This window comes from Blastococcus aggregatus (assembly GCF_900221005.1).
Taxonomy (GTDB): Bacteria; Actinomycetota; Actinomycetes; order Mycobacteriales; family Geodermatophilaceae; genus Blastococcus; species Blastococcus aggregatus.
In genome coordinates, this window is record NZ_OBQI01000004.1 from 50,470 (window position 1) to 77,176 (window position 26,707).

The window sequence follows — 26,707 nt, forward strand, 5'->3', positions numbered from 1 at the left end:
GCCGTCCGCCCTCCCATCCCGCGCCTTAGCAGCAGAAGCGGGACTCCGGGCTCACGGAGGTCGTCCACCGGAGGCGTCGTGAGCACGCCACTGACGTCGTCGTCTGTGCCGGGACGCCATCAGCCGCCCACCGTCACGTCGTTGAACGGAAGGCGCGGCTCCATCCACGGGAAGACGACGAACAGCAGCAGCGCGCAGACCACAAGCACCAAGGCCAGCGCGGTCACCGCCCTGGTCGCCGTGCCACCGGGCAGGTGACGCCACATCCAGAGGTACATGCGGGTCCTCTCAGCTCTCGCGCAGGGCCGGCGGGCCGTCGGGCATCTCGGTCTTGGTCAGGCCGTCGCCCTCCAGCCCGGCGTGGATGATCAGCCGCTGCCGCGCGGAGTACTTCGGATGGCACGTGGTCAGCGTCAGATATGCCCCGCTCGGTGGACCGTCCTCGGCTCCATTGGGCGTCGGCGAGATCACTTCGATGTCGGACGGACGGACGATCTGTTGGCCGGGAATCCCGCTCGGGTCGGTGGTGAAGTCGCCCGTCACAGGGTCCCCGAGTACCCGATAGACGAACCAGCGGTCGGCCGTCTCGATGACGATGGGGTCACCCGGACGCAGCCGGTCAAGATCCAGGAACGGCGACCCTTTGCCGACCCGGTGACCCGCGAGCGCCACGTTGCCCTGCTCGCCCGGCAACGCCGTCCCCTCGTAGTGGCCCGGCCCCTGCGCCAGCTGCTCCTCGGCGGTGCCCTCGAGCACGACCTGCTCGTAGTCAGCACCCAGCCTTGGGATGTGCAGAACGGCGAACGCGTCGCCCAGGATGCTGACGCGCGGCGCCGGACGGGCTTCTGCCTCCGCCGTCCATCCCTGACGCAGATCCCTCTTCAGCTGGTCCTGCCTGCGGTCAGTGAGCACGTCGGTCACGAACAGCTCGTAGACGACGAATAGAAGCACCACGAGGCCCCCGGTCACCAGGACCTCTCCGATCGAACGCGCAACGGTGCGCCATCGAGACTGAGCGCTAGTGGATTGCGTGCCGTGCACTCAGTGCTCCTAGGTCGGATGCCATGTAATGGAATCGCGTTGTGAGGCTGCTGGAACGACGAGGCGGGATGCCCAAGACGTAGAAGAACGAGCCGCTTGTCCGCGTACCTGGCGGCCCGCCTACATCCCCCTGCACAACATCCACTACGACGGATAGTAGTAGCCGAGCTGTTCAACGCGTTGGATCTCGATGCCCCGGGCGGGAGCGCGTCGTCGCGGCGTGGTCCCCCGACGATCCTGCGAGACGCGATCCCGTCCCCGGACACCACGCCGTCGGGATCTCTGTCGCCGCCCTCACACACCCATCGCACCGCCGGCCGGTCGCCTCACACGGCGGGGCACCGTTGCCGCTCCGCCTGCAACGCCGGCGTCACCGGAATCACGCTGCCGCCGACCGCCCTGGTCAGCTGGCTCGGTTGGTCCACCGACGGCGGAAGAGGATCTCAGCGGTTCTGGGTGGAAGATCTTCTTCGACCTCGGCGTCGTGGTTGGCCAGGATGCGAGCGACGTATGCATCGGCTTCGGCCCGGTTGTCCAGGGCATCGCAGGCGGCGACCAGGTCGAGCAGCGGCACGTCCTCGTAACTGCCGGCTCTCAAAGCCACCTTGGCGGCGGCCGCAGCGAGCTCGGGCTCGCCGGCGGCAAGGTGGTGCGTCGCGACGGTGTGCGCCACGTCAACGATCATGGCGGCGTACTCGTGGTCCATCCGGGAGTTTTCCTCGACCAGCCAGCTGTAGCCGCCGGGCGCACCCTGCCGCGACGTGGGCAGGTCGAACGGCTGCCCGGTGACCATGTCGAGAGCGGCCTGTAGGTCTGCTATCCCGTCGACACCGCGGGCCAGCCCGCGGACTCGCAGTCGACGGAACAGCTCGGCGTCGATGAGGACATCGTCGATGCGGTAGCGGCCAACTCCGCCTGCGGTGACCCCTGACGGGAGGTAGTCCGCGCCGGTCACGGGGTTGGTGCCCAGCCATGCGCGCACGATCGAGATCGACTGCCGCACCTTGGTCTTGCCGACGACATCGGGCTCGTTCGGCCAGATCGCGGTGGCGTAGCGCTCGCTGGTCACGCTGCCGGGCCGGGTGGCCAGGTAGGCGATGATCTCGGTGTAGAACTGCCGCCGCGGGTTGCGCTCGGGCAGCGTGCCCTGCGCCCGCACTTCGACCGGTCCGAGCAGGGTCAACTTCGGCCGTGGACACGACGGGTCAGCCCAGTCGGCGAGGTCGGCGTCCAGGGCGGGATCGGCAGCCTCGACCTCGTGGCGGATGCCCACGTCGGTAGCGGGAGCCAGTGCCTGCAGATCCTGCTCGGTGGTCGCGGCGCGGTCCAGATAGGTCTGCTCGGACAGCGGTAACACCGAGTTGGTCATCCACGGCGAGGTGTCTGCCAGGCCGGACACCGGGCCGACATCCGCTCCGGCCGTACCCGACGGCTGCAGCCGCGCGGCGCGGGACAGGTCGACTCGAAGGCCACCGCAGGCGTCGGCGTGCTCGTCCCAAGGCTTGTCCCCGTGGGCCGGTGGCATCGGCCGGTCGTCGGTGACGGCCGCCAGCGCGAGCACTTCGGCCAGCTGCGCGGCCTCGTCGGCCGGGATCTGCTGCGCAATCACCTCTAGGCCCAGCGCCGGGATGCGGAGTATCCCGGCCTCATCGATCGTCAGCTGCCATCGGGCGGCGTCCCCGAGGGCCGGGTCGTCGATGAGCACCAACGCTACCGCGCCGCGGCCGCGCTGCTGCTGGATCGCAGCCATCAGTCGTTCCAGCCCGGCGTCGTCCTTGGCCACGTCCGGGGCGATGAGCAGCACGTGGGGCGCCCACGCATCGCCGGCCACATCACGCAACCGGCCCGACAGCACGTCGACGTCGGCGACATGCATGGCGTCGGTGACCGACTCGAGCTGGCCGCCGAGCACCGCGATCGCCTTCTCGACGTCGTCGGTGTAGGTCAGCCGCTCGGGATTGATCTGGGCCAACTCCTGGCCGAAGCCGACCAGGGTCACCTGCAGCATCTCCGACCACGTGTTGTGCGCCAGCTCGGCAGCGAGGAACCGGGCCAGGTTGAGGCAGCGTTCGACGTCCCCGGACAGGGACAGGGTTGCGACCCGTTCCAGGTCGACCAGCCAGCGCTCGCCCTCAGCCGTGTAGCCCACCGACGCGAGCATGGGGAACGGTGCAAAGAAGTAGGCCCGCTGCTGCTCGTCGTAGGTCAGCGGGTCGTCGCGCCGGATCGACCAGCGCGTGCCAACCGGGTCCACCGTCCACGGCTCCGGGGCCTCCAAGGCCGGCTCGGTGAGTACCAGAGTCAGGACGTCGTCGGTCATGCAGACCGCCACCACGTCGGGCAGGCGAGCACCGTCGACCCTCGCCAATGCCTGCACCAGGGCCCGCAGCGTCTGGTCCAGCCAGGTGACGTCCGCACTGCCGACACTGCCGGCCACCTGCAGTGCTCGTTCGACGTGCAGCAGCTCTGGTGGTGTGCTGCCGATCGTGCGGCCGGGACGTCGCTGCCGGAACTGACTGCGGCGGTAGCGCAGCAGCGCGGTCAACGAGGCCCCGGCCAGCAGCAGCCCCCCACCGGCAGCGAAGGCGATCGTCGGCAGTTCCGAGGTGCTCCCCGTCGGGGTCTCGTGAGGCTTCGCGGACGACGGCTCGACGCTGTTCGGGGCAGCCGTGGGAGACGAGGTGGGGGCGTTGGTCGCCGGACCCGGCGCGGGCGGAGGCGGCGCATCGGTGCCCGGCGGGGTCGGGTCAGCGGCAGGCGCGGTGCTCGGGGCTGGCGCCGATGGCGGTGCCGGCTCGCTCGTGGGCGGTGCCGACTCGTCTGGAGGCTGCCCGGGTGCGCCGGGCGCGGGCGTCGCGGGACTGGTTGCGTCCGGGATGCTCAGCGTCCACCCCGGTCGGATCAGCGACGGGTCGGTGAAGGTGGCGCCTCCGGGTTGGGTGCGTCCGCGGTTGAGCTCCCAAGCTTGGTGCCAACTGTGCCCATTGCCGGTGATCTCCTCGGTGAGGTCCCACAGGGTGTCACCGGATTCCACCGTGACGTCCTCTACAGTCATCGCGGTGGTCGGGGCTGAGCCAATCGGCGGCAGGCCGACCGCGTCGGGCGGCAGGACCAGCACCGTGCCCGTGAAGATTTCGTTGTCCGGACCGACTGCGGTCGGGTTGAGCCTGGCGATCTCCGGATACCGCAACGGGTCCCCGAGATGCCGCTCGGCCAATGCCCACAGGGTGTCCCGGCGCTGCACCTGGTAGGTCGCGGTCTCAGCCGGGGGCGCTTGCTCGTCCGGCATCGAGTACGTGACCGGCGCCTGCTCCGTGAAGAGCGGGCTGGCGTACTCCACCGAGGGCGGGACGGCGGTGGATGTGGCCGCGACCGGCAGTGGCGGCGCCGTGGTGATGGATGCGGGACCGCCGGCGGCCAGTGGAGCGACGGTGAGTCCGACCGCGACGGCGGCGACCAGGGCGGCGGCCGGCCGCTGGAAGATCCCGAGCCCGGGCAGCGCCCGAACCGGCCGCGCGCGGGCGAACGCCACGACCTCCGCCGCTGTCGCGGCGGTGAACAGTGCCCAGCACACCCACACGCCGGCCGCGAGGACGAGTCCGACGAGCTGCCCGTCGTCGCGAGACGTCAGGACGGCGCCGATCTCGTCCAGCGACGGCAGGCTGTCCGGAACCAGACGCAGCACCGCCATCAGCACAGGTACGCCGACGACGACGGCGAGCAGCGCCACGAGGGCGGCCACGGCCTTGAGCAGGCGGGCGGCGTGGCCGGTCACGACAGTCCCTTACCGGTGGTGACCCCGACCAGCAGCTGTGCGGTGTGCACGCGAGTCTGGCTGACCGGGATGCCGAGCATGGGTGTCGAGTCGGTGACGGTCACGCTGACCTCGACGATGCCGGGGCCGGTGACGGTCACCGTTCCGGTCGCGCCGGCTTGGTCGAGGTAGGAGCGGGCCGCGGTTGCCGCCAGTTGCGCGTCGGTGTTGCCGCCGGTGGGGACCGGGCCGATGGCGATGCTGGCTGCGCGGGCTGCTTCGGCCGCGTAGGTGTCGGCGCGGTTGGCGGCCTGGATCGCGGTTCCTGCGTCGACGAGTGCGGTGACCAGGACGCCGGTGATGAGCACGATGAAGCAGAACAGCACGGCTACCGACCCTCGGTCGTCCCGGAGCCGCGCGCGGGCGTGCGGCGGGGAAGTCACGACAAGTCCCGGGCTGGGTCGAGCGGGCTGGTGGCGCTGTCGGTAAGAGTCCGCGAGCCGGGCAAGCCGGCGACGCCGATGTCGGACAGGTTGACGGTGCACGACACGGCGACGGTGACCGACGCGGAGGCTCCCGGTGGCGCGGAGAACCCGGAGGTGTCGACGCGGATCTGGACGTTGATGCAGTGCAGGCCCTGGCTGGTCAGTGCGGTGGTGGCAGTTTCGGTGGCGATCTGCTGGGCCGCGGCGGCCGATCGGGCCAGCGAGGCGTCCCGCGCCGCGATCCCGGCGACGCCGCTGATGCGGTCGCCGGCCAGCGCGATACGGGCGCCGACGACCAGCATGGCCACCAAGAGAAGTCCGACTGGCAGCAGGATCGCCAGCTCCACGGACTCCGAGCCGCGGTCGTCGCGCCACCACCGCCGGCGGCCGTTCGTGGCCGGCTGCAGGTCGCGGCTCATGGCGAGTCCGGGGTGGTGAAGCGCTCCTTGCCGCGCACCACCGTGACATCGACGGTCGGGGTGAAGCCGGGCAGCGGGATCACGTTGGGCACGCTGGCGGTGACGTGTACCGAGACCGTGGTGGCGGTGTCGGACTCGGTCACCGAATAGCCGGTGATCGTGCCGGTGCCGAGGTTGTCCAGGTACGTGTCCGCCGCCGCCCGCCCCGCTCCCCCGACCGCCCCGTGGACGCTCGCGGCGCGGGCTCCGGCGTGCGCCGCGGCGTCGGCCGCTTCCCGGGCGAAGTACCACAGCGCGAGCTGCGGGCCGGCCAACAGCAGCGCGACGATGATGGGGAACAGAATCGCGAACTCGACGCTGGATGAGCCCCGCTCCCTTCCGCGGCCGCGATCCCGGAGAGAGCCCGGGCGCGCGACCGGACCGTGCGGCGAGGATGCCGCATGGTCCGCAGTACGCGCCTCGAGCATGGGATGGCTGCCCGTTCTACTGGAACAGCGACGTCTTGCTGGCCACGAACGCAATAGCCGCTGCGCTGACCGCACCGCCCAGAGCGATAGCCAGGATCACCATGAAGGCCTTCTCTGAGGAGTCCGAGCCTCGGTCGTCGGCGACTTGTTCGGTGCGCAGCCAGGCCAGGACCGACAGAGCCATGACAGACAGGGCCATGACGCATTGCGCCACGATGGCCTGCTCACCCCGGCGAGCCATGGGCTGGAACATGGGAAACCTCCTGGTTGGCGCTGCGGTCACGATGAGATCCCGAACATGCGGAGCATGAAGGGAACGAGCACGAACAGGGTCAGTCCAGTGACCAGCAGGGCCAGCGGGCGCGCCATCCGCTCGCTGACCTGATTGGCCTCGGTACGGGCGTCGGACAGCTCGGCGTGGCGAAGCGTGCGGGCGCTCGCCAGCAGGGTGTTGTAGACCGAGGCGCCGTCGGCGGCCACTGCCGCGATGTCGGCGAGGTTGCGCAGCTCGACGACCTGTAGCTCCTCACCGAGGTCGCGCAGCTCGCCCCACGGCTTGCGGCCGGACAACGCTGCGCGGCGGATGGCGCGGCGCATGCGAACGAACGGCATGCTTCCCGAGATCTCGGCGGCCTCCTCCAGCGCCTGCTCCACCGAGCCGCGCGCCCGACGTTCACCGGCCACCAGGGTGAGGAAGGACTCGAGGCTGCTCCGGAACTCCACCCGCGCCTTGTCCGCCGCCTCACGGGCCTCGGCCGAGGGCAAGAACCACCCGACGACGGCGATCCCGAGCCCGACCACGGCGGGCAGGACGAAGGGCACCGGAACGTCGACCAACACGAACACCAGTCCGAACAGGGACGGAGTGAGCAATCCGGCGAGTGCCAGGGTCAGCTTGCGGGCCGCCAGCTCAGCGCGAGTCCGGCCGATGATCGCCAGGTCGGCGTCCGAGACGCCCAGATGCCCGTCCAACACCCGCGCCACCGGCACCGGCAGCCAGTCCCACCGGTTCTGAATGGACGCCGGCACCGACGGCGCCGTTCGCACGGTCGGCTCGGCCGCCAACTGCTCCAGTGCGGCCACCAATGACGGCGGCGCCGGACGCAGGGCACGGACCCCGAGTACGAGGCCACCGGCGATCAGCATCCCGGCGAGGGTTGCCGTCTGCAGCCCGGTCACGGATTCACCGGAGCCGTGGCCGGATCGAAGAGCACCCGCGGCGGCTTGACCGGCTCGGACAACCGGCGCATCCACCGCAGCGATGTCGCGAAGATCGCCACCACTGCCAGCAGGGCGATCTGCCCGACCGGCGTCGAGTAGCCCGACAGGAAGGTCCGGGCGAACAGCGTCATCCCGACCACCAGCGCCAGAGTCACCACGACGATGGTGCGCATGTTCGACCGCGGCTTGGCGCGTTCGGCCTCCACCTCCCGGACCATGCGGGAGCGGTCGTCGAGGTCGGCGGCCAGGGCGGTGAGCACCTCGGCGAGTCCTGGCCCGCCGTTGCGCTCGCGCAGGATGAGCACCATGGCGATCTTCTCGGCGGCTGGATCGTCGATCTCGCGGGCGAACTGGCGCAGCGCGGTCTCGGTGCCCTGCGGCCCCATCCTGTTCACCAGGTTGGTGACCGCAGGGGCGAGCGGCTCCGGCACCGAGCTGAGGGAGCGGCGCAGAGCATCGCGCGTCGAGCCGGCGGCGCCAGAGCTGATCAGGTCGGCCAGCCGCCGCGTCCAGTCCGCCAGCGCCTCGGACGTAGCTATCAGTCGCTTGGCTGCCTGACCGCCGCCGAGCAACTTCGGGATGAATACGACGCCGCCCGCGGCGCCCAGCGCCGCGGCCGGCCAGCCCGTAACAAGCAGAGTGAGAACGCCGGCGGCCAGCCCACCGAGGAGCAGTGGAGTGGCTCGCCGCCGGGAGGACGAGCGCACCGACGGCGAGCGCTCGGGCAGGAAGGAGACGCCGCGCACCGCCCCGACGACGCCGACCAGACCGGCCGAGAGCAGCAGCCCGGCCAGGGTCAGCAGGAGTCCACCGACGGTCACGACGCACGCTCGCGGCGGTGGAGGCCGGTGTGCCAGTCCGAAACGCCCGGCTGCAGCCAGTTCAGATCGAAGCCGACCGCAGTCAGCCGCTCGGCCAGGGACTCGCTGAGCATCCCAAGTCCGGTGGCCTGCGCGCGCCCGTCCTCGGCGCGCGGCGCGAAGATCGGCTTGAGGTCGGGTCGACCGGAGTCGCCGATCGGGCCGAGTTCGTAGATGCCCGAGACATACCGGGCGTAGTCGCGGTCGCGATGCACGTGCACGACCAGGTTCAGGGCGGCCAGCGAGCGCAGGACCAGCTCCGGGGACGGCGCCGGATGCGCCTTCAGCGCGTTGATCAGCACCTTGTCGAACACGCCGGCGGCCGACGGCGAGTGGATCGTGCACATGACCGACGAGATGCCGCTGGTCGCGGCCTCCAGCAGATAGGTGACATAGGCGCCGCGGACCTCGCCCACGAGCACCCAGGTCGGGGACGCGCGCAGTGCCAGGTGCAGCGCATCCCCCATGTCGAACCCGCCTCTGCCTTCGGCGTTGGGCAGCCGGGACTCGAACGGTCGGCACACCGCGTGCCGCCTGACCAGCTGCCGGCGGTCGGGATCCCACCGAGGCAGGTGCAGGCCCAGCTCCCGCTCGTCTTCCACGGTGATGACCACGTTGTTCCACGGGATCGCGTTGCCCAGCGCACGCAGCAGCGTTGTCTTGCCGACCCCCGGCGCTCCGCTGACCAGCGGCGATGCGCCGGCGAGGATCGAGGCATGCAAGAAGGCTCGGACCGGTGAGTCGACCATGTCCATGCCGTGCAGGTCGTCGAGGCTCGGATCACTGAACCGGTGCACCCGGATCACCCCGGCCGGGCGCGGCAGCACGTCCATCGCCGCCTGCAGTCGGGCGCCCAGCTCGGTCACGCCGTTCAGCCGCACGTTCAGAATGGGGTTGGCCGAAGAGAACTCACGGCTGGTCTGCCCGTCGTCCGACCGGGAACCGATCGACCGCAGCAGCTGCTCGAGCTCCTCGTCGCTGGAGGCGATCGCCGGCCCGGGCACCAGTTGGCCACTGGCCATCCGCAGCATCGTCGGCTCGCAGCCCTCGAAGTGGATGTCCTCCACGTCGCCCAGGGCCATGAGGGGAGCCAGTCGCCCCAGCCCGTCCAGCTCGGCCAGCACGGCCGCGAAGATCGTGTCCTCGGTGGTCACCGTCGGCGCCGGACGGCCACGGTTGGCCTCGTGTAGCAGCCACTGGTCGTACTCGTCCCGGATCAACTTCCGGGTCAGCTCTCGCCGCGGTCCCGGGGCGTAGTTCCTGTCCTCCACCGTCAACCGCGTCGACACCCGGTCACGCAGCTCCACGACGACGCGGTACTCCGTGCTGTCGAGCTCCCTGGTTTCGATGGGCGTCGCGTCGACAGGGGCGGCCGCTGGCCGCAGCAAGTCACGGCCGGTCGGGACTTCCCACCGCGGCGACGCGGTGTCCTCACTGCTCATCCGGCCACCGCCTCGGCGACACGGGACGCCTCCACCGGACTGGTCAGCGTCTCGCCCAGGGACGACGCCGCGCGCAGCAGCGCGGACCGTCGCAGCGTCTTCGGACTGACGGTCGCGCCGTCGGAGAGCGCCTGCGCTGTAGTCCGGTCATAGGGCAACGTGCCCGCCAGCGGCAGATCCAACGCCTTGGCAACTTCGCCGGCGGAGTACGGACCGTCCCCGACCACGAGTGCGGAGACCTTCGCCAGGTCGCCGAGTTCGTGGCGCAGTCGTTGCGTCGCATCCTGCGCCGCGTGCACCGACCGCACGCTGGGCCGCACCGCCAGCAGCACCCGATCGGCGGCCCGCAGCACCGGCCAGCATCCGCGCTCGGTCACCAACCGTCCGGCGTCGACCAAGGCGTCCCGCCCGATCGACGCACTCGATGTGTGCAGGGCAGACCCAAGCCGCTCCCATGCCTCGGCGGTGAACGAGGTGCCCTGCGCGGCGGTCGTCACTCCCGGAACCAGCCACACCTGCGGCTGCTCGGGGATCTCCACCGCATGCTCGACGAGCATCGTGGCGGCCTGCCTCGCCGGGACACCCCGCCTGGCCGCCGTCGACCATGACAGCAGCCCCCGGTCGACGCTGATTCGGCCGGCCAGCAGCCCCGGCGCCATGTCCCCGCCGGCCGGGTCACAGTCGGCCACCAGCAATGGCCCGGGCCACGCCAAGGCCAACGCCCAGGTCGAGGTGGTTACCCCAGGCGCGGCCTTTCCCGAAGTCAGGACGGTGAGCATCGGTTCACCGCCCCGCCGGCAGCACGATCAACGCCAGGTTTCCGGTGGATGCCAGTTCTGCCACCTGCACGCCGTCGTCCGCGCTGACTCGCACGTCGACCACCGTCACTTGTGTGGCCTGGTTCAGCGGACCGACCTCGGCGACCGTCGCGTCGACCTGCTGATCGCGGGCACCGTCCGTGTCGGCAGCCGGGGTACCGCTGCCGATGGTCGAGCCGGTGCCGCCGGGCGTCGCCACGATCAGTATCCGCTGGCCTGGGCTCAGCCCGCGGGCCGGAAATTGCCCTTCCTTCAATGGCAGGGCTACCAACATCTCCCCCGCCGCGAACCCGCTGTCCGGGCCGACCTGCGCGCCGGTCAGCAGCTCTCCCCGGGTTAGTGGGACCTGGGCGACCATCCCGACGATCCGGGACCGCTGCGACGCTGGGATCGGTGACAGGTTGGGATCCGACGTCACGTTCGCAACCGCCAGATCCTCCGTGGTGATCGTCGAGCCAAGCGGCACGTCTCGGGCGACCGCCAGCACCTCCGTGTGCGCGGTCAGCATCTGGCCGGCGGCGAGAGCCAGCAGCCCCCCGAGCAGCACGAGCAGCACGCTCAGGACCAGCGACTTGCGGCTGGTACGTCTCCTGGCCGCGGCGCTACGCAGCGGAGGAGCCGCCGGCGGCGCGGCCTCTGGCGCCGGAGCCGGATAGCGCCCGGCCGCCGGCGACACCATCCCGTCGACCCGCGTCGTCACCTGATCACCACCGACTGCACCTCCGCCACTGCGAACGTCGCGTTCGAGGTCGTCGTCAGACCCGGCAGCGTGCCGGTGGCCCCGGTCGATGAGGTCCAGGTGACCGACCACTGGATTCCGTACGTCGCCGTCACCCGCCCATCGGGCTGGTGGATCGATGAGTGCGGGTACCGGTAGTCGCAGCCAGCCGGCGACGGGGTCCACACCCCGTTGCCCGGCCGCCAGGCCACGCCAGGACCGGGGCACGACACCGCGACAGCCCCATCGCCCGGCGCGAACGACAGCGACGTCGGGGTCACGCTCACTTCCGCCCACACGCCTCCTGCGTCGGCACGCGCGGTCAGCGCTCGGAAGGATTCGGGGGCGGTCCAGAACCAGGTGTAGGCGTTGACGACCGTGAACGGCTGCCCGTCCTGCAGCGTCCCGGCCGGATATCGGCCCGTTGTCGGTGACGGCACAGTGAGTGTGCTGAGCGCCTGTTGCGCGAGCTGCGCTGGATCGATCGCGGGCGGAGCCGCTGGCGGGCTCGCCGACCAAAAGGTGAAGTTGCTCGTACCGGGGAACGCCCCAGCGCCGGTGGAGAAGAGGCAGCTGTAGATCGCGCCGTCCGTGCGGCCACCCCAGACAGGCGAGTCCTTCGGCGGCTGTTGGGCCAGCGCCTGCACGTAGCACTGCATGTCCTGTGACCACCAGGACTGGCCGTCCTGGCAGGGGATGACGGTGCCGGAGGGGCTCACAGAGCAGACAGCCGGCGACGTACCGCCTCCGGCGACGGGAGTCGTCGCGCCCGGTGGGGGCGCCATCCCCACGTCACCCTCGACCCTGTCGACTTCGACCACGCAGATGCCGTGCGAGTCGTACTGCTGGCAGGTCGCCGGGTCAGCGACAGCAGTTGGCGAAGAGACCAGCAAGGCGCCGACGCCCAGCAGCGCACCCGCCAAGGCGAGGACTACTCGTCGCATGACTGCGCCTGCTTATTCGGTGCGTCGCTGATCCGCCACGACGACGTCTCCGGGTAATTCGTGTTCACGACAGTGAGTTGCTGGATGAGGTACCTCGGACGACCGGGCGGCACGATGGACGTCCCGGAAGCATCGATCGCATCCACCTCGCCCACGTCGACGCAGGCGGTGACGACGACGGTCGGCAGCACGGGTGCCGGCGAAGCGGCGGGACTGTTCGAGAGGTCGGTGCTGGCGGCCGACGCAGTCACCAGCTGCGACCGGCCGGTCTGCCGGTAGCCCTGGGAACGGAACTTGCCGATCGCCGTCGCCTGGGCAGTGGCTTCCGGAGCCACCGCGACCTCGTAGATCCCGTCGAGCGGGAGCGACGGGTCGAGGTACAGGTCGTCGATCGTCCGCAGGTAGTCCGGGACGAGCGCGACCGCCAGAGCCTGCGCTTCCTCGGCGAGAGTCGAAGTTTGTCGGTGAGGGGCTCGGCGTCTCGGAAGGCGCTGTCCCTGACGTCGGCGAAGTCGACGAGTCGGAATCGGACGACGAACAACCCAGGGCCGTCAGCGCCAGGAGCACCGCGGCCGCCCCCGCCATCGTCCGCATCACGCCTGATCACCTCCCAGCACGTCACCGTCTGTCGACCGAGGTTGCCCTCCCGGCCGAGCGGCCGTGTGACCGCCGTCTCGTTCCCACCCTTTCGGGTGACAGGTTGTCCCTGAGTCCGTCACTCGTCCTCCGCGTCTGGGTGTATCTCGAGGTCCTGACACGCTCCCGTACCGGAAGCTGGGATGGCGCAGATATCCACAGGGCTACGCAGCGAAGGGCAATGACCCCTGGATTCGAGGGCGGCCGCCAGCGGATGAACGGCACGTGGATGGCGGCCTCGGTGGCGGCGGCGTTGATCGGCGCCGCAACCACCCCCTGGCTTACTTCTCGTGGGCTTGCGCAGCTCGCGCAGCTCGACGCTGCCCGTCCGGCCCTGGCGCTGGCCAGCGCCGTCGCCGGCGGTGGGGCAGGAGCCGCAGCGATCGCGACGTCTCACCGTGCGGAGACGTGGTGGCTCGTACCTGCCCTGATGGTCTGGGGATGTGCCCTGGTCGCCGCGGCCTCCTGCGATGCAGTCACGCAACGCATCCCGACACCACTTGTCCGGCAAGCCGCCGTCGCCACCGGCGTGCTGCTGACCGCCGGTTCCGCCGCGCACGGCGACTGGCGTGGCCTGCTGCTCAGCGGTCTAGCTGCTGCGGCGGCGGGAGCGGTCCTACTGTTGTGCTGGCGGTTCGCGGGGACGGGATTCGGGGACGTCCGAATGGCGGCGCTCGGCGGGCTGGGCCTTGGACACGCCACGCACCAGGGGCTCTGGTTGGCGTTCGTCGCATTCACCGTGATTACCGTGACGCAGGCCGTCATCTCGTTGATGCGGAGCGGGGACCGTCAGACCACCTTCCCCTATGGCCCTGCTCTCGCAGTGGGCTTCCTGCTGGCAGCCACTCTCTGATCCTGGCGTCCATCCGACACCGTGGCGGTGGGTCCCCGAACATCTGTGGCACAGCAGCAAGGCGCGCACGGAACCGGAGAGCGCACTGCGGGCTGCGGGCTGCTTCACCCGGTTGACAGCGAAGCGGTCCTCGGCTGATCTCCAGCGGGGCCGACGCTCCTGCGCCCCGCCACCGCCTCACCGACCGGCTGGTACTGCGGGCCCGGGTCCTCCACCGCGCGGATGACGAACAACCCGTCGGGGCTGGTGAACGAAGCGACTGCCTCGCTGCCGTCGGCGGCGGCGACAGACTCCAGTTCCGCCTGATTGCTCAGCTGCACGTTCGGAGCCCAGAACGCCAGCCCCGGCACCTGATGCTCGTGGCCGTCGAGGGTGAGGGTGAAACCGCTGTCAGGCACGCCATAGAGCGCGCCCGGCGTCCTCGTCACCGCATCGAGGAAGGAACGCACCTGTCCCGGCCGGATGGCTAGATCCAGGCCTGGGTAGCGCAGCCGCGCCCGCTGACCGCTCAAAGCGCGCGCGAGCGTCAGCAGGTCATGGGCATCCTCGTCCGAGAGCGGCTCAGCTGGGATGGGGATTAGCGCGCCGAGGTGGTCCTGCACCACCTCGAGGGCAGCGACGAGCTCCAGCAGCCCGGCCAGCCCGTCAGGCATCTCCGCGCCGGCCAGGAACGAGGCGAGGCTGACCGGCCCTCGTCGCAGCCGCAACGTATCTCCGGCGGCGCAGGCGCCCAGCAGCCGGACGGCTGGCAGCGCGTCGTGCGGGTAGCTGCCGGCCACGGGAGCCAGGTTCATCGTGAACCGCCCGTCCGCACGCTCCCCGTCGTCTTCAAACAGCAACTGCCCCTGCAGTAGTCCACTGGCGTCGGTGCCGGTCAACGTCGTGCCGTGGCTTCCCGACACCCGTTCGGTGAAGGTAAAGGGCAGCGACACCCCTTGCTGATCGTCCTGCCGCTCAAGGACAAGGGAGCAGTGCAGGGGCATTCCCGTGGCGTTCGGGATGCTTACTAGGCGCAGCTCGGCGACCTGCTGGGTCGGTTCACCGAGCAGCCGCTGGGTCGCCTCCGATGCGGCGGTGAGGCGAAGCTCGTCGATGAAGCGCCCGGGGATCTGGACGTCGCCACCCACCCGCAGCGTCTGGCGTAGACGCTCAAAGGTGGCCTGGGCTTCGGGATCATCTGCCGGGAAGGAGAATAGTGGCGTCAGCTGAACCGGGTCCTCGGCCGGCGCTTCGGGTCGTTGAGCGGTGAAAATGTTCGCCGGTCCCCAGGGGGTGTCCCCGGAACGCCACGTCCAGTACGGAGAGATAGTCGCGCCGAGCTCCAGCAGGTCGTCCATCCGCGCGACCAGGTCGGCGCCCGAAGTGAGCGCGGCGCGCTCCATGCCGTGCTGCTTCGCCCGGCGCAGCAGCTTGTACTGCGCTCCCTCGACGTAGCTGATTAGGTCCTCGCGACCGGCGATTCGTCCATCGAGCCAGTCCTGCCCGTACCACTCCAGCGCCACGTCGGAAAATTTGGCGCGGAGTCGGTCGAACCAGGCCAGCTCTGCCGGGCTGTGGTTGAGCGGGATAACCAGCACCCACCGACGCGGCTGGTGCAGTTCGATGGCCCGCTGGCAGGAGCTAGCAATCTGCCGCTTCTGGCCACTCGTCAGGCGCCGGGTGAAAGACTTGATTTCGAAGATGGTCAGCCCGTCAGGACCGTCTTGCCGGAGGTCTTGGGCGCCGTCACCGCCGCTGCCGTCGACGCTCGTGGCACCGCACGCATCGCGGACCAGGAGCTGCCCGACTCGCTCCACTTTTGCAGGATCTAGTCCTGCCCAGTCCAGCACGGCACCATTGTCTCGCCAGGCACCGACATTGTGGCCGCTCGAAGCGGCACAAGGCGCTATGAAGTGCCTACGGAAGCCGGTGATGGGCGGGTGAGGACCGCAAGATTTCGTCACAGGCATAGTGGGGCGCGGCATCTGGCGGCGTTCGCCCGACAACCTGCGGACTTTCGCTCACCGGCCACCTGCGTCTTTGCAGGTCAGCACACCGATTCCCGGGTCTACACCCCGAAGATGCCCGGCGAGCCGATGCGGGTGCAGCCCAGCCGCGCCAAGCGTCCTACCAGCGAAGATACAGTTGGCTGACCCGTCAGCACTGGTAGCGCACCGCTCGCTCGCCGGATGCAGCATGTGGCTCGCGGGCAGGCTTTGTCATGGCTCCTCCGGAGAGCTGGCCCGCCGCCTCGGCCGGCGCCGGATCACCTCGAGAAGGCGCGGAACGAGCCGGGTTGGTGACAGCCGCGCGCGAGCCGCGGATCAGCGAACGCTGAAGGTCCTGGGAGCGACACTGCTCGGGCACGCCTTGCCTCCGGGGTGACATCCCGTCTCCCGAAGGTGCGACGCGGCGTGCAGGCGACGCCCCGATCGTCGGCCCCTGCCCCGTGGGCGATGCCATGCCCGCTCGGGAGTCGTACCGAGGTGCCATGACGGTCTCGTGACAGACGCACGATCCACCGTGCCGTTGCCGGCCAGCCGTCTGCAGAGTGGACAGGTCGACAGAGCGCGTTCCGCGCCCCCCGCGACGACGGAGGAGGCCCGACATGGCCGATCAGCTGGGACGACCGCACACCCGGCCACTGCTGGCCGCCGCCCTGGTGCTCGCCACGTTGGGGCTGTCGGCTTGCGGAGACGAGGACGACAACGCCCTGGCGCCGTCGCTCGAGCCGGCGAGCGTGCCGGACATCCGCGGGCCAGAGGACCCCGACGATCCCTACGTCGGGCTGCTGGACGAGGCCTTCCGCGAGGACCTCGAGGCCTACTCCCAGCAGGAGGTCACGCTGCTCGCCGCGGTCGAGGAAGTGATCTCCCCGCGGGCCTTCACCGTCACCTCCACCGCCGGTGAGGATCTCGATCCGGTCCTCGTGGTGACCACCGCGGACGTCGGGAACATCGACCCGGAGGTCGGCCAGGAGCTGGTGATCGCAGCGACACCGGTGGAGGACTTCGACGCTGATACCGCGATCGAGGAGCTGCGCCTCGACCTGGACGCGACGGAACTCGACGCCTGGGATGACGACGTCTATCTCCTCGCCACGATCCTGGAGGAGGCGCCGTGACGGATCACCGCCGCCTGCGCAGACCGTCATTGCATGCCGGCGACAGCGGCCACATGACAGTTTCCTGACAAGACGCCCGTCGATGCCTTGGGCGCCTCCCTCATGGCAACTCACGTGATCATGAAGGTTGCCCCTGCTGACGACGATTCCTCGTCTCCCCCGGAAGAAGCCGGTCCGTGCGTTGTGCGCCTCGAGGAGGAGACGGCCGCGCAGCACGAGCTCACCGGCGCCAAGGCCTCGGCGCTTGCCACCGCCCGCAGGCAGGGCCTCCCGACCGTTCCCGGCTTCGTCATCACCGTCGACGAGGTCGAGCGCATCGCGGCCGGCGGGCCGCTGGGCGAGCCCGTCCTCCAGGCCTGGCGCGAGCTGTCCGACGACGGCCGCAGAGCCCTCGTCGTCCGCAGCAGCTCCACGGTCGAGGATCTGGGTGACTCCTCGATGGCCGGGCGGTTCGAGTCGGTCGTGGGCGTGACCGGGTGGGATGCGTTCCGACGCGCCGTGGCCGTCGTCGTGGCGTCCCGGCACGACGCCGCCGCGGGGTCGGACACCCTGACCGGCCACGAGCCGCTCGCCGTCCTGGTGCAGCCGCTGCTCGACGCCCGCTGCGGCGGGGTGCTGTTCGGGATCGACCCGGTGTCGGGCCGCGAGGACCGGCTGGTCGTCGCCGCCGTCGAAGGTGGACCCGATCGCCTGGTGAGCGGCGAGGTCGACGGGGACCGCTACGAGCTGGACCCGACCGGCGAGCGCACCGAGATCAGCCGCGGAGACGGCGGCGTCCGGCTGAGCAGGGCGCAGCTGCGCGAGCTGGCCCGGCTGGCGAAGCGGACGGCGGAGGTCTTCGGGGGGCCGCAGGACGTGGAGTGGGCGTACGACGACGCCGGGCGGCTACGGCTGCTGCAGAGCAGACCCGTGACCGCCGAGCCCCGGGGCCGGCCGACGGGACCGGTGCTCGGCCCGGGTCCGATCACCGAGACGTTCCCCGAGCCGCTCCAGCCCCTCGAGATCGACCTGTGGGTGGCGCCGCTGCGCGAGGCACTCCGGGAGGCCCTGCTGCTCGCCGGCACCGCGGACGGAGCCTCGGTGGACGCCTCGCCGCTGGTCACCGTCCTCGGCGGCCGCGTCGCGGTCGACCTCGACCTGCTGGAACCGCGGCAGGAGACCCCCCGCGTCCTCGACCGGCTCGATCCCCGCCCGCGCGTGCGCAGGCTGCGGGCGTCCTGGCGGGTCGGCCGGCTGCGCTCGGCGCTGCCGGCGCTCGCCCGGGACGTGCTCGTGTCCGCGGACGGGGTCCTGAGCGGGGTCCCGGAGCTCCCGGAGCTCACCGACCGGCAACTCGTGGCCGTCCTGCACCGCGCCCGGCCGGCCCTGGTCTCCGTGCACGCGCACGAGGTGCTCGTCGGCATGCTCGTGGACCCCGCCGCCCCGCGGCTCACCGGCGTCAGCGCGGCGCTGCGGGTTCTGGCCCGCGCGCGACAGGCCGGCATCCCCGAGGCCGAGATCGTCGCCACCAACCCGGTCGTCCTGGCCCTCGCCGCGCCCCGCATCGCCTGCTGCCCGCAACTGCCGCCCGACGTGGCGGCCCCGGCCGGTGGCCCTCCGGGCGACGCGGACGACGCCGGACTGCTGCGCGAGGCCCTGCGCCTCCGCGTGCGGTGGCTTCAGGAGGTCACCGCGCGCGCGGCCTGGACGCTGGGCGAGCGGCTGGCCGCAGCGGGCCGGCTGTCCCGTCCTGAAGACGTCCGGGGTCTCCGGCTGGACGACCTCGCCGCCGCGGTCCGCGACGTCGGCTACGAGCTCCGCCCCGAGCCCGTCGAACCGGAGGACCCGCTTCCCGCCCGGTTCCGGCTGGGCTCGACCGGGCGGCCCATCCCCGTCATCGGCACCGCCGCCGGCACGGGAGCCGGTGGGGGTGCCGGCAGCGGTCCGGTGCACCACGGCGCGGACCCTCCCGCGGGGGCCGTGCTCGTGGTCCGGACGCTGGACCCCTCCCTGGCGCCGGTTCTGCCCCGGCTGGCCGGTCTGGTCGCCGAGACCGGCAGCGTCCTCGCGCACCTGGCGATCCTGGCCCGCGAGTCCGGGGTGCCCGTGGTCGTCGGCTTCTCCGGAGCAGTGGACCGGTTCGCCGAGGGGGCGACCGTCCGGGTCGACGGCGCCTCGGGTGCCGTCGAGGAGGAGACGTCGTGAGGAAGCTGAGCTGGATCGTCGCTTCGGTCGCGCTGATCGCCTGTGCCGGGTACTTGTTCGTCTACATCTACCGGTGGGAGTGGCACCGGGCCCTCCTGGTCGGGATCCTCTTCCTCGCCACGCTCGTCGGCCTGTGCACCGGCCTGGTCCTGCGCCGGCTGTCCGCCGTGGCGCATCGTGCGCCGACCCGCGACGACCACCCGCCCGCGGCGCTCGAGCGGCTGCGGGCCGCACCGGTGGAGAGCCGGCCGTTCCCGTGGCTGCGGCCGCCGTCGCGGTCGCGGTCGCTCGACGGTGCGCACATCTTCATCCCGGTGCTGCTCGGCGGCGGCTTCCTGGTCTCGGGGATCGCGTGGGCGATCGAACGCGTCGCCGGGAGCTCCGCACGTTCCGGGGTCGAGGAGCAGCTTGCCGCTGATCTCGAGGGCATCGCCTTTCCGACCACTCCCCTGGTACCGACGGACGCCGAACTGCTGGCGTGCGGCGACGACTACGCCGACGACGCCGCCCTGCGCGTGCTGCTCGGACCGGCCTCCAGCGGGTCGTACCGGTGAAGCGCGCCGTCGTCGGGCTACTCGCCGCCGCGCTGGCGGTCGTCGGCGTCCTACTCCTCCGGGCGGAGCTGATGACCGTCGAGGTGCCTCAGCCCGCCGGTTCCTACACCGACGTCGTCGTGCGCGCCTCGACGGTGCGGGAGGACCCGGCCGTCACCGAGGAGATGACCCGGGGCCTGGTGAGCACCTGCCGGCTCCTGGTCGACGCCGACGTGGTGGAGGACACCTTCCTGCCGCTGGGTGGAACCGACTTCGGCTTCCGGCTGCGGCCGGGTCTGGACGAGTTCGAGCGGCGGGAGCTGCGGGGCTGCCTCAGCGACCTGCGGGTGCAGCACCTGCTGCTCGACGTCCGCCGGCTCACGACGATCACCCCGGCGGCCGAGATCGGCCCCGACGCCTGACGGCGGACCGGAACGCCCCGCGCCCCGCCCGTGTTGCCACTGACAGGGACGACGGGACGACGACGAGCACATCGGAGGTGGACGAGGACCGTGGCGGAGCTGAACCGACGGCAATTGCTCGCGGCCGCCCTGGGAGCTGCCGGAACGCTGGCGGTCGGCTCCGGGGTGACCCGCGAGCTCTGGCCGCTCCTGGGCCGGGAGGACCTGGTCCCGGGGCGCACCCCACAGGTGGCGCTCCAGGAGGGGGCCTGGACGCGGGCCGCGGACCGGCTGACGTTCGCCGCGGTCGGGGACACCGGCAGCGGGGGCCGGCAGGCCATGGCCGTGGCGAATCGGATGGCCGAGGGATACCGCGACGCTCCCTACGGCCTCGTGACCCACCTGGGGGATCTCTGCTATTACGGCAGCGTCGAGGACCGTTTCGACGACGTGTTCACCCGGCCCATGCGTCCCCTCATCGACGCCGGCGTCCGCTTCGAGCTCGCCATCGGCAACCACGACGGCGAGCTCCACCACAGCGACGAGAGCCTCGCGGAGATCGACGCAGAGCTGCGACTGCTGGGCACCCCGGCCCGGCACTACACGAGCAGTCACGGGCCGGTCGACTTCTTCTACCTCGACTCCAGCACCCCCGGCCTGTTCGGGGACGACTCGTCCGAGCAGCTGGAGTGGCTCGACGACGCCCTGGTCAGCTCCCAGAACCAGTGGAAGGTGGTCTGCATGCACCACCCGGTCTACTCGTCCGGCGCCCACGGATCGACCCCCGGCGCCGACGAGGTGCTCGAGCCGCTGCTGGCCCGCCGGAAGGTCGACCTGGTCCTCTCCGGGCACGACCACCACTACGAGCGCACGCGGCCGCAGGACGGGGTGACCTACGTCGTCAGTGGCGGGGGCTGCAAGACCACCCCGGTCGGTCGCAGCCGCTTCACCGCCTCTGCCGCGTCGGCGCTGCAGTACCTGCACGTCGACGTCGTCGGCGACCGGATGACCGGGCGGTCGGTCCGCGCCGACGGCCGGGTGCTCGACCGGTTCGAGCTCCGCGCCCGCGAAGGACGATGACCCTCGCGCGAGCAATCGCGGGTACCTACTCGGCGCTCGTGCTGGGTGCCGTCGTAGCCCCTGCCCTGGTCCTCGAACACGCCGGGGACCGGGGTGGGCTGGGTGCCTCGGACGGCGCGGACCTCATCGGGGCCAGCATGGCCGTCGGTGTGCCGGCCGCCGCGCTGGCCTGGCGCCGAATGCGGCCGTCCGCATGGCGGAGCGGGTCCCGGACCGACGTCGGGATCGCCGGCTTGATCTCCTTCAGCGTCCTGGCGGCCGCCGCGTCGGCCCTGCCGACCCTCGTGCTGCACGCCACCACCGGCCTCGCCGCCCTGGACGCCGACTCGGGGTGGGCGGTGCCCGTGGTCTGGGCGCTCACCCAGGCCGCCGCCGTGGTCGCCGGTGAGGCGACCCACCGGGGGGTCCTGTGCTGGCTGGGCGGGTGACCTCCGGTCCGGATGTCACCGGACCGTAAGGCGGTGCACCGTTCGGGCTGCCGGCCATGGGTAGGCACGGACACCATGCCCGACACGCACTTCGAACCGTTCGTCCACCTCGTCGACCTCACCTCCGACCGCGCTCTGATCGCCTGGGGCGGCTTCTGGTTCCGCTGCGACGACCCAGACGGCCGGTGGCGGGTGGTCGGGGACAGCGAGCTGCATGAAGTCGACGCCGGCCGGAACGGCAGCATGGGCGCTCGCTCCCAGACGTACGGCGAGGCACTCGTGGAGGTCCTGGACCCGGCGGGCCGGTTGGTCGCCGACAGCAGGACCGACACGGCCAACCACGTCTGGGTCGATGGCCTGGAGCCCGACACGGAGTACCGGTACCGCATCACGGTGGACGGCCGTCCCTGGGCGGAGGGGCCGAGGATGGACTGGGGCCCGGTCCCTCGTGGTGGGCTCGACCTGCGCCCGGGTGGGCGGTCCTACTCGATGAAGTTCCGGACCCACCCGCCGGCCGATGTTGCGGCACCGTTGGCCTTCGCGGTGCTGGGTGACTACGGCATCGGCATCCTGGCCGACGTCGAGAGCAGCCGTCGGCAGCGCCGGGTCGCCGACGTCCTCGACCGGCTCACCGAGAATCCGGGCATCCGGTTGGTGATCGCCACGGGGGACAACGTCTACGCCAGCGCCGGGAGGCGCGGGCCGGAGGGAAGCGGCGACCACGACGCGGACTGGTACGGCAGCTTCTACCAGCCCTACCGCTACGCCCTCGCCCGCCTGCCGGTCTACCCCGCGGTCGGCAACCACGACACCAGCGACGAGGAGTCGAGCGATCATCGCGATCAGATCCGGGACAACTTCCACACCGACGCGCGCTTCTCCCCCGAGGTCGCCGGCGCACGGGCCTCGGTGGACCCCGGGTTGTTCTACCGGTTCGCCTTCGGTGCCGACGTCGAGTTCGTCTGCATCGACACCTCACTGGCCGACTCGCTGCCGACGAAGCACTTCTTCGAGCACCGCCGGCACAGCGCCTTCCTCGACGAGGCCTTCCCAGAGGGGCCGGGCCCGCGGTGGCGGATCCCCTTCTCGCACCATCCCGTCTACTGCGCGGGACCGCACCACCCCAACACCGGCTCGATGATCGACCACCTGGTGCCGCTCTTCGCCCGCTCCGGGGTGCGCACGGCCTTCGCCGGGCACGAGCACAATTTCCAGCTCTCCCAGGTCGGAGGCATCCACTACTTCCTGACCGGCGCCGGTGGGCAGCTCCGCGAGGAGGTGCCGAACGGTTTCGCAGAGGCGATGACGACGGCGTGGGCGGCCCAGGCGCATCTCCTGCTGGCCAGCATCGACGGCGGGTCCATGACGGTCACGCCGCTGACAGCCCTGAGGCCCGACGGGGAGCCCGAGGCCATGACGCCGCAGGCTCCGGAGGGCGTCGTCGTCGAGGTCCCCTTCGTCGTCGCCGCGCCCGACCGGCCGGTCGTCCGGTGAGTGCGGTCAGGACACGACCTCGACCTCGGTGACCGCGTAGCCGGAAGCGCCGTCGGGGCGACGGGGGTGCGCTCGGCGGTCTGCACCTCGCCGAGACCGTCGGCGGCGCGTGCGGCGATCACGTGCCGCCCCGGCGTCGGGTCCCACGGCAGGTACCACGGCTCTGGACGAACTGGCCCGCGTTCTGCGGACGACGCACGGACAGATGGCGGATCCGGTCGCCGTCGACCGGGCGTACGAGGCGGTGGGGATGCTCATCGCCCTGGTACGTCGCACACCGGCGACGACGGACGCCGACCACTTCGTCGTGAGCAGCGTCGTGGCGGACATCCGACGGGCGTTCCGCACCCTGCATCCGATGTCACGGGACCGTAAGGTGTGCGGCGTTCGCGGCAGTGCCGGGCACGGGTAGCTCGAAGACGATGCGATCAACCCACGCTGCGAGGCCAACCCTGGACGATCCCGCTGCCACCACCGGGATCGGCCGCTTCGAGTCACGGGCGTTCCTCGGCTGGCTGGCGGTCCTGCTCGGCGCGGTGCCGTTCCTGCTCCTGTGGTTGCTCGTCCAGCGCTCGTGGGCGCCGCTGTCGACCGTCGACGGTGACGTGGCGGCGGACCTGAACGCCACCGTGCGGGACTCCCCGGCACTGGTCGGTGTGCTCAGGGCGGTGACCTCCCTGGGCGACACGGGGACGGCGGTGCTGCTCTTCGTCCTGGCGACGCTCTTCCTGATCATCCGGCAGCAGCGACGGCTGGCCGCTTTCACCGCCACCACGGGTGTCGGCCTGGCCGTCCTGGGGCCGCTGACCAAGGCGATCGTCGACCGGGCCCGTCCCGTGGTCGAGTCCCCGGTGGTCGAGACACCGTCGAACGCCAGCTTCCCCAGTGGCCACGCGATGACCGCGCTGGTGACCTATGGCCTGCTGCTGATGCTCGCGTTGCCCGCGGTGCGCCGGTCGCTGCGGCCCTGGCTCGTGGCCGGCACCGCGCTCGTCGTCGTCGCCGTCGGGTTCACCCGGTTGGCGCTAGGAGTGCACTTCGTGTCCGACGTGCTCGCCGGGTGGGCACTGGGCGCCGGCTGGCTGGCGGTCACCGCGGCCTCCTTCCGGGCATGGCAGCACAGCAGGGGGGTGGACCCCCGCGAGCCCCTGGACCCGCTGGACATCGACCCGGGCGCGGAGCCGCACCTGGCCGCCGAGGTGGGGTTGGACCGGCAACAGGCGCGGGCGGCCGCCCTCCGGCTGCTCGCGGTGGCGGCCGGGATCTTCGCGCTCGTCACCGCGCTCGGTCTGCTGGTCACGGTGGTCCTGGCGGACACCTGGCTGGGCCGCTTCGACCGCGCTGTCGTCGGGTGGTTCGTCGGGATCCGCAGCTCCGGGCTGACCACGGTCATGGAGTGGGTCAGCGGGCTGTCCGGTACGCCTGCCGTGATCGCCGTCGGGCTCACCGCGGCCGTGCTGGGTCTGGCTGTGACCGCCAGGTGGCAGCCTGCCGTGTTCGTGGCGGTCACCCTGGGCGGAGAGGTGGCGCTGTACTTCTTCAGCGCCCAGGTCGTCAGCCGGACCCGCCCGGCAGTGGCCGACCTGACCTCGAACCTGCCGAGCGGGGCGAGTTGGCCGTCGGGCCACGCGGCGGCGGCCGCGGCGCTGTACGGGGCGGTCGCTGCGCTCGTCATCGCCTACCACCGCGGTCGGTGGCGGTGGGCGGTCCTCGCGCTGCCGTTGCTGCTGGCCCCGGCGATCGCGGTGTCCCGCATCTACGTCGCGGCCCACTACCCGACCGACGTGCTGGCCGGCCTGTTGCTCGGGGGGCTGTGGGTGTACTGCTGCGCACGGCTGGTCCTGCCCCGCGGAGACCACCGCGAGCAGCTGGGCACCCGGCCGGCGCCGGTGCGGCCTGGAGCGGTGCGCCGATGAGTCGTCGCACGGTCTGGTCGGTTCCGGTGGCCGTCACCTCGATGGTCGCCCTGCGTCACCTCTGGACCCGTCGGCTGGCGGCCCGGACGACCGGCACCCCGCCCTCGGTACGCACCGATGACGGCGTGCGGCTGCACACGGAGGTCGCGGGACCCGCCGACGCCGGGACGACGGTCGTCTTCACCCACGGCTTCGCAGCCCGCGCCTCGGTGTTCGACCACCAGTGGGCCGCTCTGCGTGCATCCGTGAGGCTGGTCCGCTACGACCAGCGCGGGCACGGGGCCAGTGGGTGGGCAGGCCTCCGCTCCAGCACCGTCGAACGCCTGGGCCGCGACCTCGGTCAGGTGGTCGACGCCCTGGGCGGAGCAGGCCGCGTCGTGGTGGTCGGTCACTCGATGGGCGGCATGGCCGTCCTGGCACTCGCCCGACTCCGGCCGGAGCTCTTCGGCCGACGGATCGCCGGAGCCGCCCTGCTGTCGACCCGTGCCACTCCACTGGCTGCGCATCTGGACAGCTCGGGGGCGGCGCTGCGGGTCCGTCTCGCCCTGGCCGCGGCCGGCGCCTGGCTGGTGTGGTTCGCCGCGCCCCTCGTGCAGGCCCTGCACCCGTTCCGCTCGCGCATTGGCCGGGGGCTCCTGCGCCGGCGACTGTTCGCCGGCGAGCCGGGCGACGCGCTCGGTCGGGCGCAGGACATGTGGGTCCAGACCCCGGTGGTGGTGCTGTCGGCCTACGCCCGCAGCCTCGCCCACTACGACGCCCGGGCCGCGGTGAGCGCACTGCGCACCGTGCCGGTGCTGGTCCTCGCCGGCAGCGACGACGCGACGATCCCCGCGCGGTCGGCGGGATGGCTCGCCGACCACATCGGCGGGCGCACCCGATTGGTCCTGGTGCCCGGCGCCGGGCACATGGTCAACGTGACCCACGCCGCCGCAGTCGACGCGGCGTTGCACGACCTGCTCGCCGACGTACGGGCGGACCCCGACGGAAGGACGACAACGTGAGGCGCCTGCTGCTCCGCATCGGTCTGGCGCTGGGGACGCTCCTCGCCCTGCTGCTGGCCTACGGCGTGTTGATCGAGCCGCGGCTGATCCTCGACGAGGTGCACGCCGAGGTCTCCCTGCCGCACCTGGGCGAGGAACTGGGCGGAACGGAGATCGCCGTCCTCTCCGACGTGCAGCTGGGCATGTGGTTCGCCAACCGCGGGATGGTCGAGCGCGCGGTGGAGACGACCGTGGAAGCCGAACCGGACGTCGTCCTGCTCGGCGGGGACTTCGTCTACAGCACCGACCCGACCATCGAGACGCAGATCGACACGCTCCTGGACCTCCTCGAGCCGCTCATCGAGTCCGGGATCCCCACCTACGCCGTGCTCGGCAACCACGACTACAAGGTGGATGCAGCCGACGAGCTGACCAGCGCGCTGGAGGGTGCCGGCATCCCGGTGCTGCGGAACGCCGCCGCCCCGGTGCCCGGACCGGTCGACGACCCGGCCGCTCAGCTCTACGTCGTGGGCATCGGTCCAGACCTCCCCAACCGTGTCGATGTGGACGCCGCCCTGGCCGACGTCCCGGACGACGCGCCGCGGGTGGTGCTCATGCACAACCCCACCGTCTTCGACCGGCTGCCGGCCGGCAGCGCTCCGCTCACGGTGGCCGGACACACGCACTGCGGACAGGTAGCCCTGCCCGGCACACCGGACTGGGCCTACCTGGCACTGACGAGCGAGGAGCGGATCGTCGCGGACGGCTGGGCCCCGGAGGACCACGGCGCCGAGGGGAACCGGATGTTCGTCACCTGCGGGATCGGCTTCAGCGTCGTCCCCCTCCGGATCAACGCCCCTCCCCAGGTCGCCTTCTTCACACTGCAGCCGGAGGAGTGAGGCATGTCCCGGTCCCCCGATCAGCGCGCAT

26 protein-coding genes are annotated in these 26,707 nt (G+C 71.4%); 11 read left to right on the top strand and 15 right to left on the bottom strand.

All coding sequences use genetic code 11. From position 1 onward, the window contains the following. Positions 1-119: 119 nt before the first annotated feature. The 14 genes from CRP29_RS22775 to CRP29_RS13605 all read right to left on the bottom strand — a co-directional run bounded on the left by CRP29_RS22775 (position 120) and on the right by CRP29_RS13605 (position 12,504). Positions 120-278, bottom strand: a complete 159-nt coding sequence (locus tag CRP29_RS22775) for a hypothetical protein (RefSeq protein WP_097195608.1) — start codon at positions 276-278, stop codon at positions 120-122. Positions 279-288: 10 nt separating this feature from the next. Further along, entirely contained in the window at positions 289-1,041 is a 753-nt protein-coding gene (locus tag CRP29_RS13545; protein ID WP_097195609.1) for a class E sortase, read from the bottom strand. 403 nt (positions 1,042-1,444) lie between these two features. Next, complete coding sequence (locus tag CRP29_RS13550; protein WP_097195610.1) at positions 1,445-4,816, bottom strand: LysM peptidoglycan-binding domain-containing protein; 3,372 nt, start codon at positions 4,814-4,816, stop codon at positions 1,445-1,447. Further along, complete coding sequence (locus tag CRP29_RS13555; protein WP_097195611.1) at positions 4,813-5,238, bottom strand: hypothetical protein; 426 nt, start codon at positions 5,236-5,238, stop codon at positions 4,813-4,815. The genes CRP29_RS13550 and CRP29_RS13555 overlap by 4 nt, the downstream gene beginning before the upstream one ends. Then, positions 5,235-5,699 (bottom strand): pilus assembly protein TadE, encoded by a 465-nt coding sequence (locus CRP29_RS13560; protein ID WP_097195612.1) that lies wholly within the window; start codon positions 5,697-5,699, stop codon positions 5,235-5,237. Before CRP29_RS13560 ends, CRP29_RS13555 begins: the two co-directional genes overlap by 4 nt. Continuing rightward, positions 5,696-6,166, bottom strand: coding sequence for a TadE/TadG family type IV pilus assembly protein (locus CRP29_RS13565; RefSeq protein ID WP_097195613.1), 471 nt, complete (start codon positions 6,164-6,166; stop codon positions 5,696-5,698). The genes CRP29_RS13560 and CRP29_RS13565 overlap by 4 nt, the downstream gene beginning before the upstream one ends. Positions 6,167-6,182: 16 nt before the next feature. Continuing rightward, positions 6,183-6,419: a hypothetical protein gene (locus CRP29_RS13570; RefSeq protein ID WP_097195614.1), complete on the bottom strand. Its 237-nt coding sequence runs from the start codon at positions 6,417-6,419 to the stop codon at positions 6,183-6,185. Positions 6,420-6,445: 26 nt separating this feature from the next. Further along, complete coding sequence (locus tag CRP29_RS13575) at positions 6,446-7,345, bottom strand: type II secretion system F family protein (RefSeq protein WP_097195615.1); 900 nt, start codon at positions 7,343-7,345, stop codon at positions 6,446-6,448. Beyond that, positions 7,342-8,208, bottom strand: coding sequence for a type II secretion system F family protein (locus tag CRP29_RS13580; RefSeq protein WP_097195616.1), 867 nt, complete (start codon positions 8,206-8,208; stop codon positions 7,342-7,344). Before CRP29_RS13580 ends, CRP29_RS13575 begins: the two co-directional genes overlap by 4 nt. After that, on the bottom strand, positions 8,205-9,554 hold the full coding sequence (locus CRP29_RS13585) for a TadA family conjugal transfer-associated ATPase (protein WP_245852800.1): 1,350 nt from the start codon (positions 9,552-9,554) through the stop codon (positions 8,205-8,207). Before CRP29_RS13585 ends, CRP29_RS13580 begins: the two co-directional genes overlap by 4 nt. Before the next feature lie 131 nt (positions 9,555-9,685). Then, positions 9,686-10,468: a CpaE/TadZ family protein gene (locus CRP29_RS13590; protein WP_097195618.1), complete on the bottom strand. Its 783-nt coding sequence runs from the start codon at positions 10,466-10,468 to the stop codon at positions 9,686-9,688. A 4-nt stretch (positions 10,469-10,472) separates the two neighbouring features. Further along, positions 10,473-11,207 carry an SAF domain-containing protein gene (locus CRP29_RS13595; RefSeq protein ID WP_097195619.1) on the bottom strand — a complete coding sequence of 245 codons (735 nt, stop codon included), beginning with the start codon at positions 11,205-11,207 and terminating at the stop codon, positions 10,473-10,475. Further along, the gene (locus CRP29_RS13600; protein WP_097195620.1) at positions 11,204-12,169 is read right to left on the bottom strand and encodes a hypothetical protein; all 966 of its coding nucleotides are present in this window, start codon (positions 12,167-12,169) and stop codon (positions 11,204-11,206) included. The genes CRP29_RS13595 and CRP29_RS13600 overlap by 4 nt, the downstream gene beginning before the upstream one ends. After that, positions 12,157-12,504 carry a hypothetical protein gene (locus tag CRP29_RS13605; RefSeq protein WP_245852802.1) on the bottom strand — a complete coding sequence of 116 codons (348 nt, stop codon included), beginning with the start codon at positions 12,502-12,504 and terminating at the stop codon, positions 12,157-12,159. The genes CRP29_RS13600 and CRP29_RS13605 overlap by 13 nt, the downstream gene beginning before the upstream one ends. A gap of 482 nt (positions 12,505-12,986) precedes the next feature. Here CRP29_RS13605 and CRP29_RS13610 point away from each other — a divergent pair, with 482 nt between their 5' ends. Further along, complete coding sequence (locus CRP29_RS13610) at positions 12,987-13,658, top strand: peptidase (protein ID WP_097195622.1); 672 nt, start codon at positions 12,987-12,989, stop codon at positions 13,656-13,658. A 104-nt stretch (positions 13,659-13,762) separates the two neighbouring features. Here CRP29_RS13610 and CRP29_RS13615 read toward each other — a convergent pair whose 3' ends face one another. Then, positions 13,763-15,487: a hypothetical protein gene (locus CRP29_RS13615; RefSeq protein ID WP_141437124.1), complete on the bottom strand. Its 1,725-nt coding sequence runs from the start codon at positions 15,485-15,487 to the stop codon at positions 13,763-13,765. A gap of 758 nt (positions 15,488-16,245) precedes the next feature. On the opposite strand from CRP29_RS13615, the gene CRP29_RS13620 reads away from it, so the two are divergent. The 10 genes from CRP29_RS13620 (at position 16,246) to CRP29_RS13670 (ending at position 26,676) form a co-directional block, all read left to right on the top strand. Further along, positions 16,246-16,761, top strand: a complete 516-nt coding sequence (locus CRP29_RS13620) for a hypothetical protein (RefSeq protein ID WP_097195624.1) — start codon at positions 16,246-16,248, stop codon at positions 16,759-16,761. A gap of 183 nt (positions 16,762-16,944) precedes the next feature. Next, positions 16,945-18,945, top strand: a complete 2,001-nt coding sequence (locus CRP29_RS13625) for a PEP/pyruvate-binding domain-containing protein (protein ID WP_176522965.1) — start codon at positions 16,945-16,947, stop codon at positions 18,943-18,945. Next, entirely contained in the window at positions 18,942-19,499 is a 558-nt protein-coding gene (locus CRP29_RS13630; protein ID WP_097195626.1) for a hypothetical protein, read from the top strand. Before CRP29_RS13625 ends, CRP29_RS13630 begins: the two co-directional genes overlap by 4 nt. Then, entirely contained in the window at positions 19,496-19,900 is a 405-nt protein-coding gene (locus CRP29_RS13635) for a hypothetical protein (RefSeq protein ID WP_097195627.1), read from the top strand. The genes CRP29_RS13630 and CRP29_RS13635 overlap by 4 nt, the downstream gene beginning before the upstream one ends. Before the next feature lie 90 nt (positions 19,901-19,990). After that, complete coding sequence (locus tag CRP29_RS13640; RefSeq protein ID WP_141437126.1) at positions 19,991-20,959, top strand: metallophosphoesterase family protein; 969 nt, start codon at positions 19,991-19,993, stop codon at positions 20,957-20,959. After that, a complete protein-coding gene (locus CRP29_RS13645) occupies positions 20,956-21,387 on the top strand; it encodes a hypothetical protein (RefSeq protein WP_097195629.1) in 432 nt (143 codons plus the stop codon). The genes CRP29_RS13640 and CRP29_RS13645 overlap by 4 nt, the downstream gene beginning before the upstream one ends. A 75-nt stretch (positions 21,388-21,462) precedes the next feature. Then, on the top strand, positions 21,463-22,881 hold the full coding sequence (locus CRP29_RS13650; RefSeq protein WP_097195630.1) for a metallophosphoesterase: 1,419 nt from the start codon (positions 21,463-21,465) through the stop codon (positions 22,879-22,881). A 422-nt stretch (positions 22,882-23,303) separates the two neighbouring features. After that, positions 23,304-24,797, top strand: coding sequence for a phosphatase PAP2 family protein (locus tag CRP29_RS13660; RefSeq protein ID WP_141437127.1), 1,494 nt, complete (start codon positions 23,304-23,306; stop codon positions 24,795-24,797). Beyond that, positions 24,794-25,798, top strand: coding sequence for an alpha/beta fold hydrolase (locus tag CRP29_RS13665; RefSeq protein ID WP_097195633.1), 1,005 nt, complete (start codon positions 24,794-24,796; stop codon positions 25,796-25,798). The genes CRP29_RS13660 and CRP29_RS13665 overlap by 4 nt, the downstream gene beginning before the upstream one ends. Then, positions 25,795-26,676, top strand: a complete 882-nt coding sequence (locus CRP29_RS13670) for a metallophosphoesterase (protein WP_097195634.1) — start codon at positions 25,795-25,797, stop codon at positions 26,674-26,676. Before CRP29_RS13665 ends, CRP29_RS13670 begins: the two co-directional genes overlap by 4 nt. Positions 26,677-26,707 lie beyond the last annotated feature (31 nt).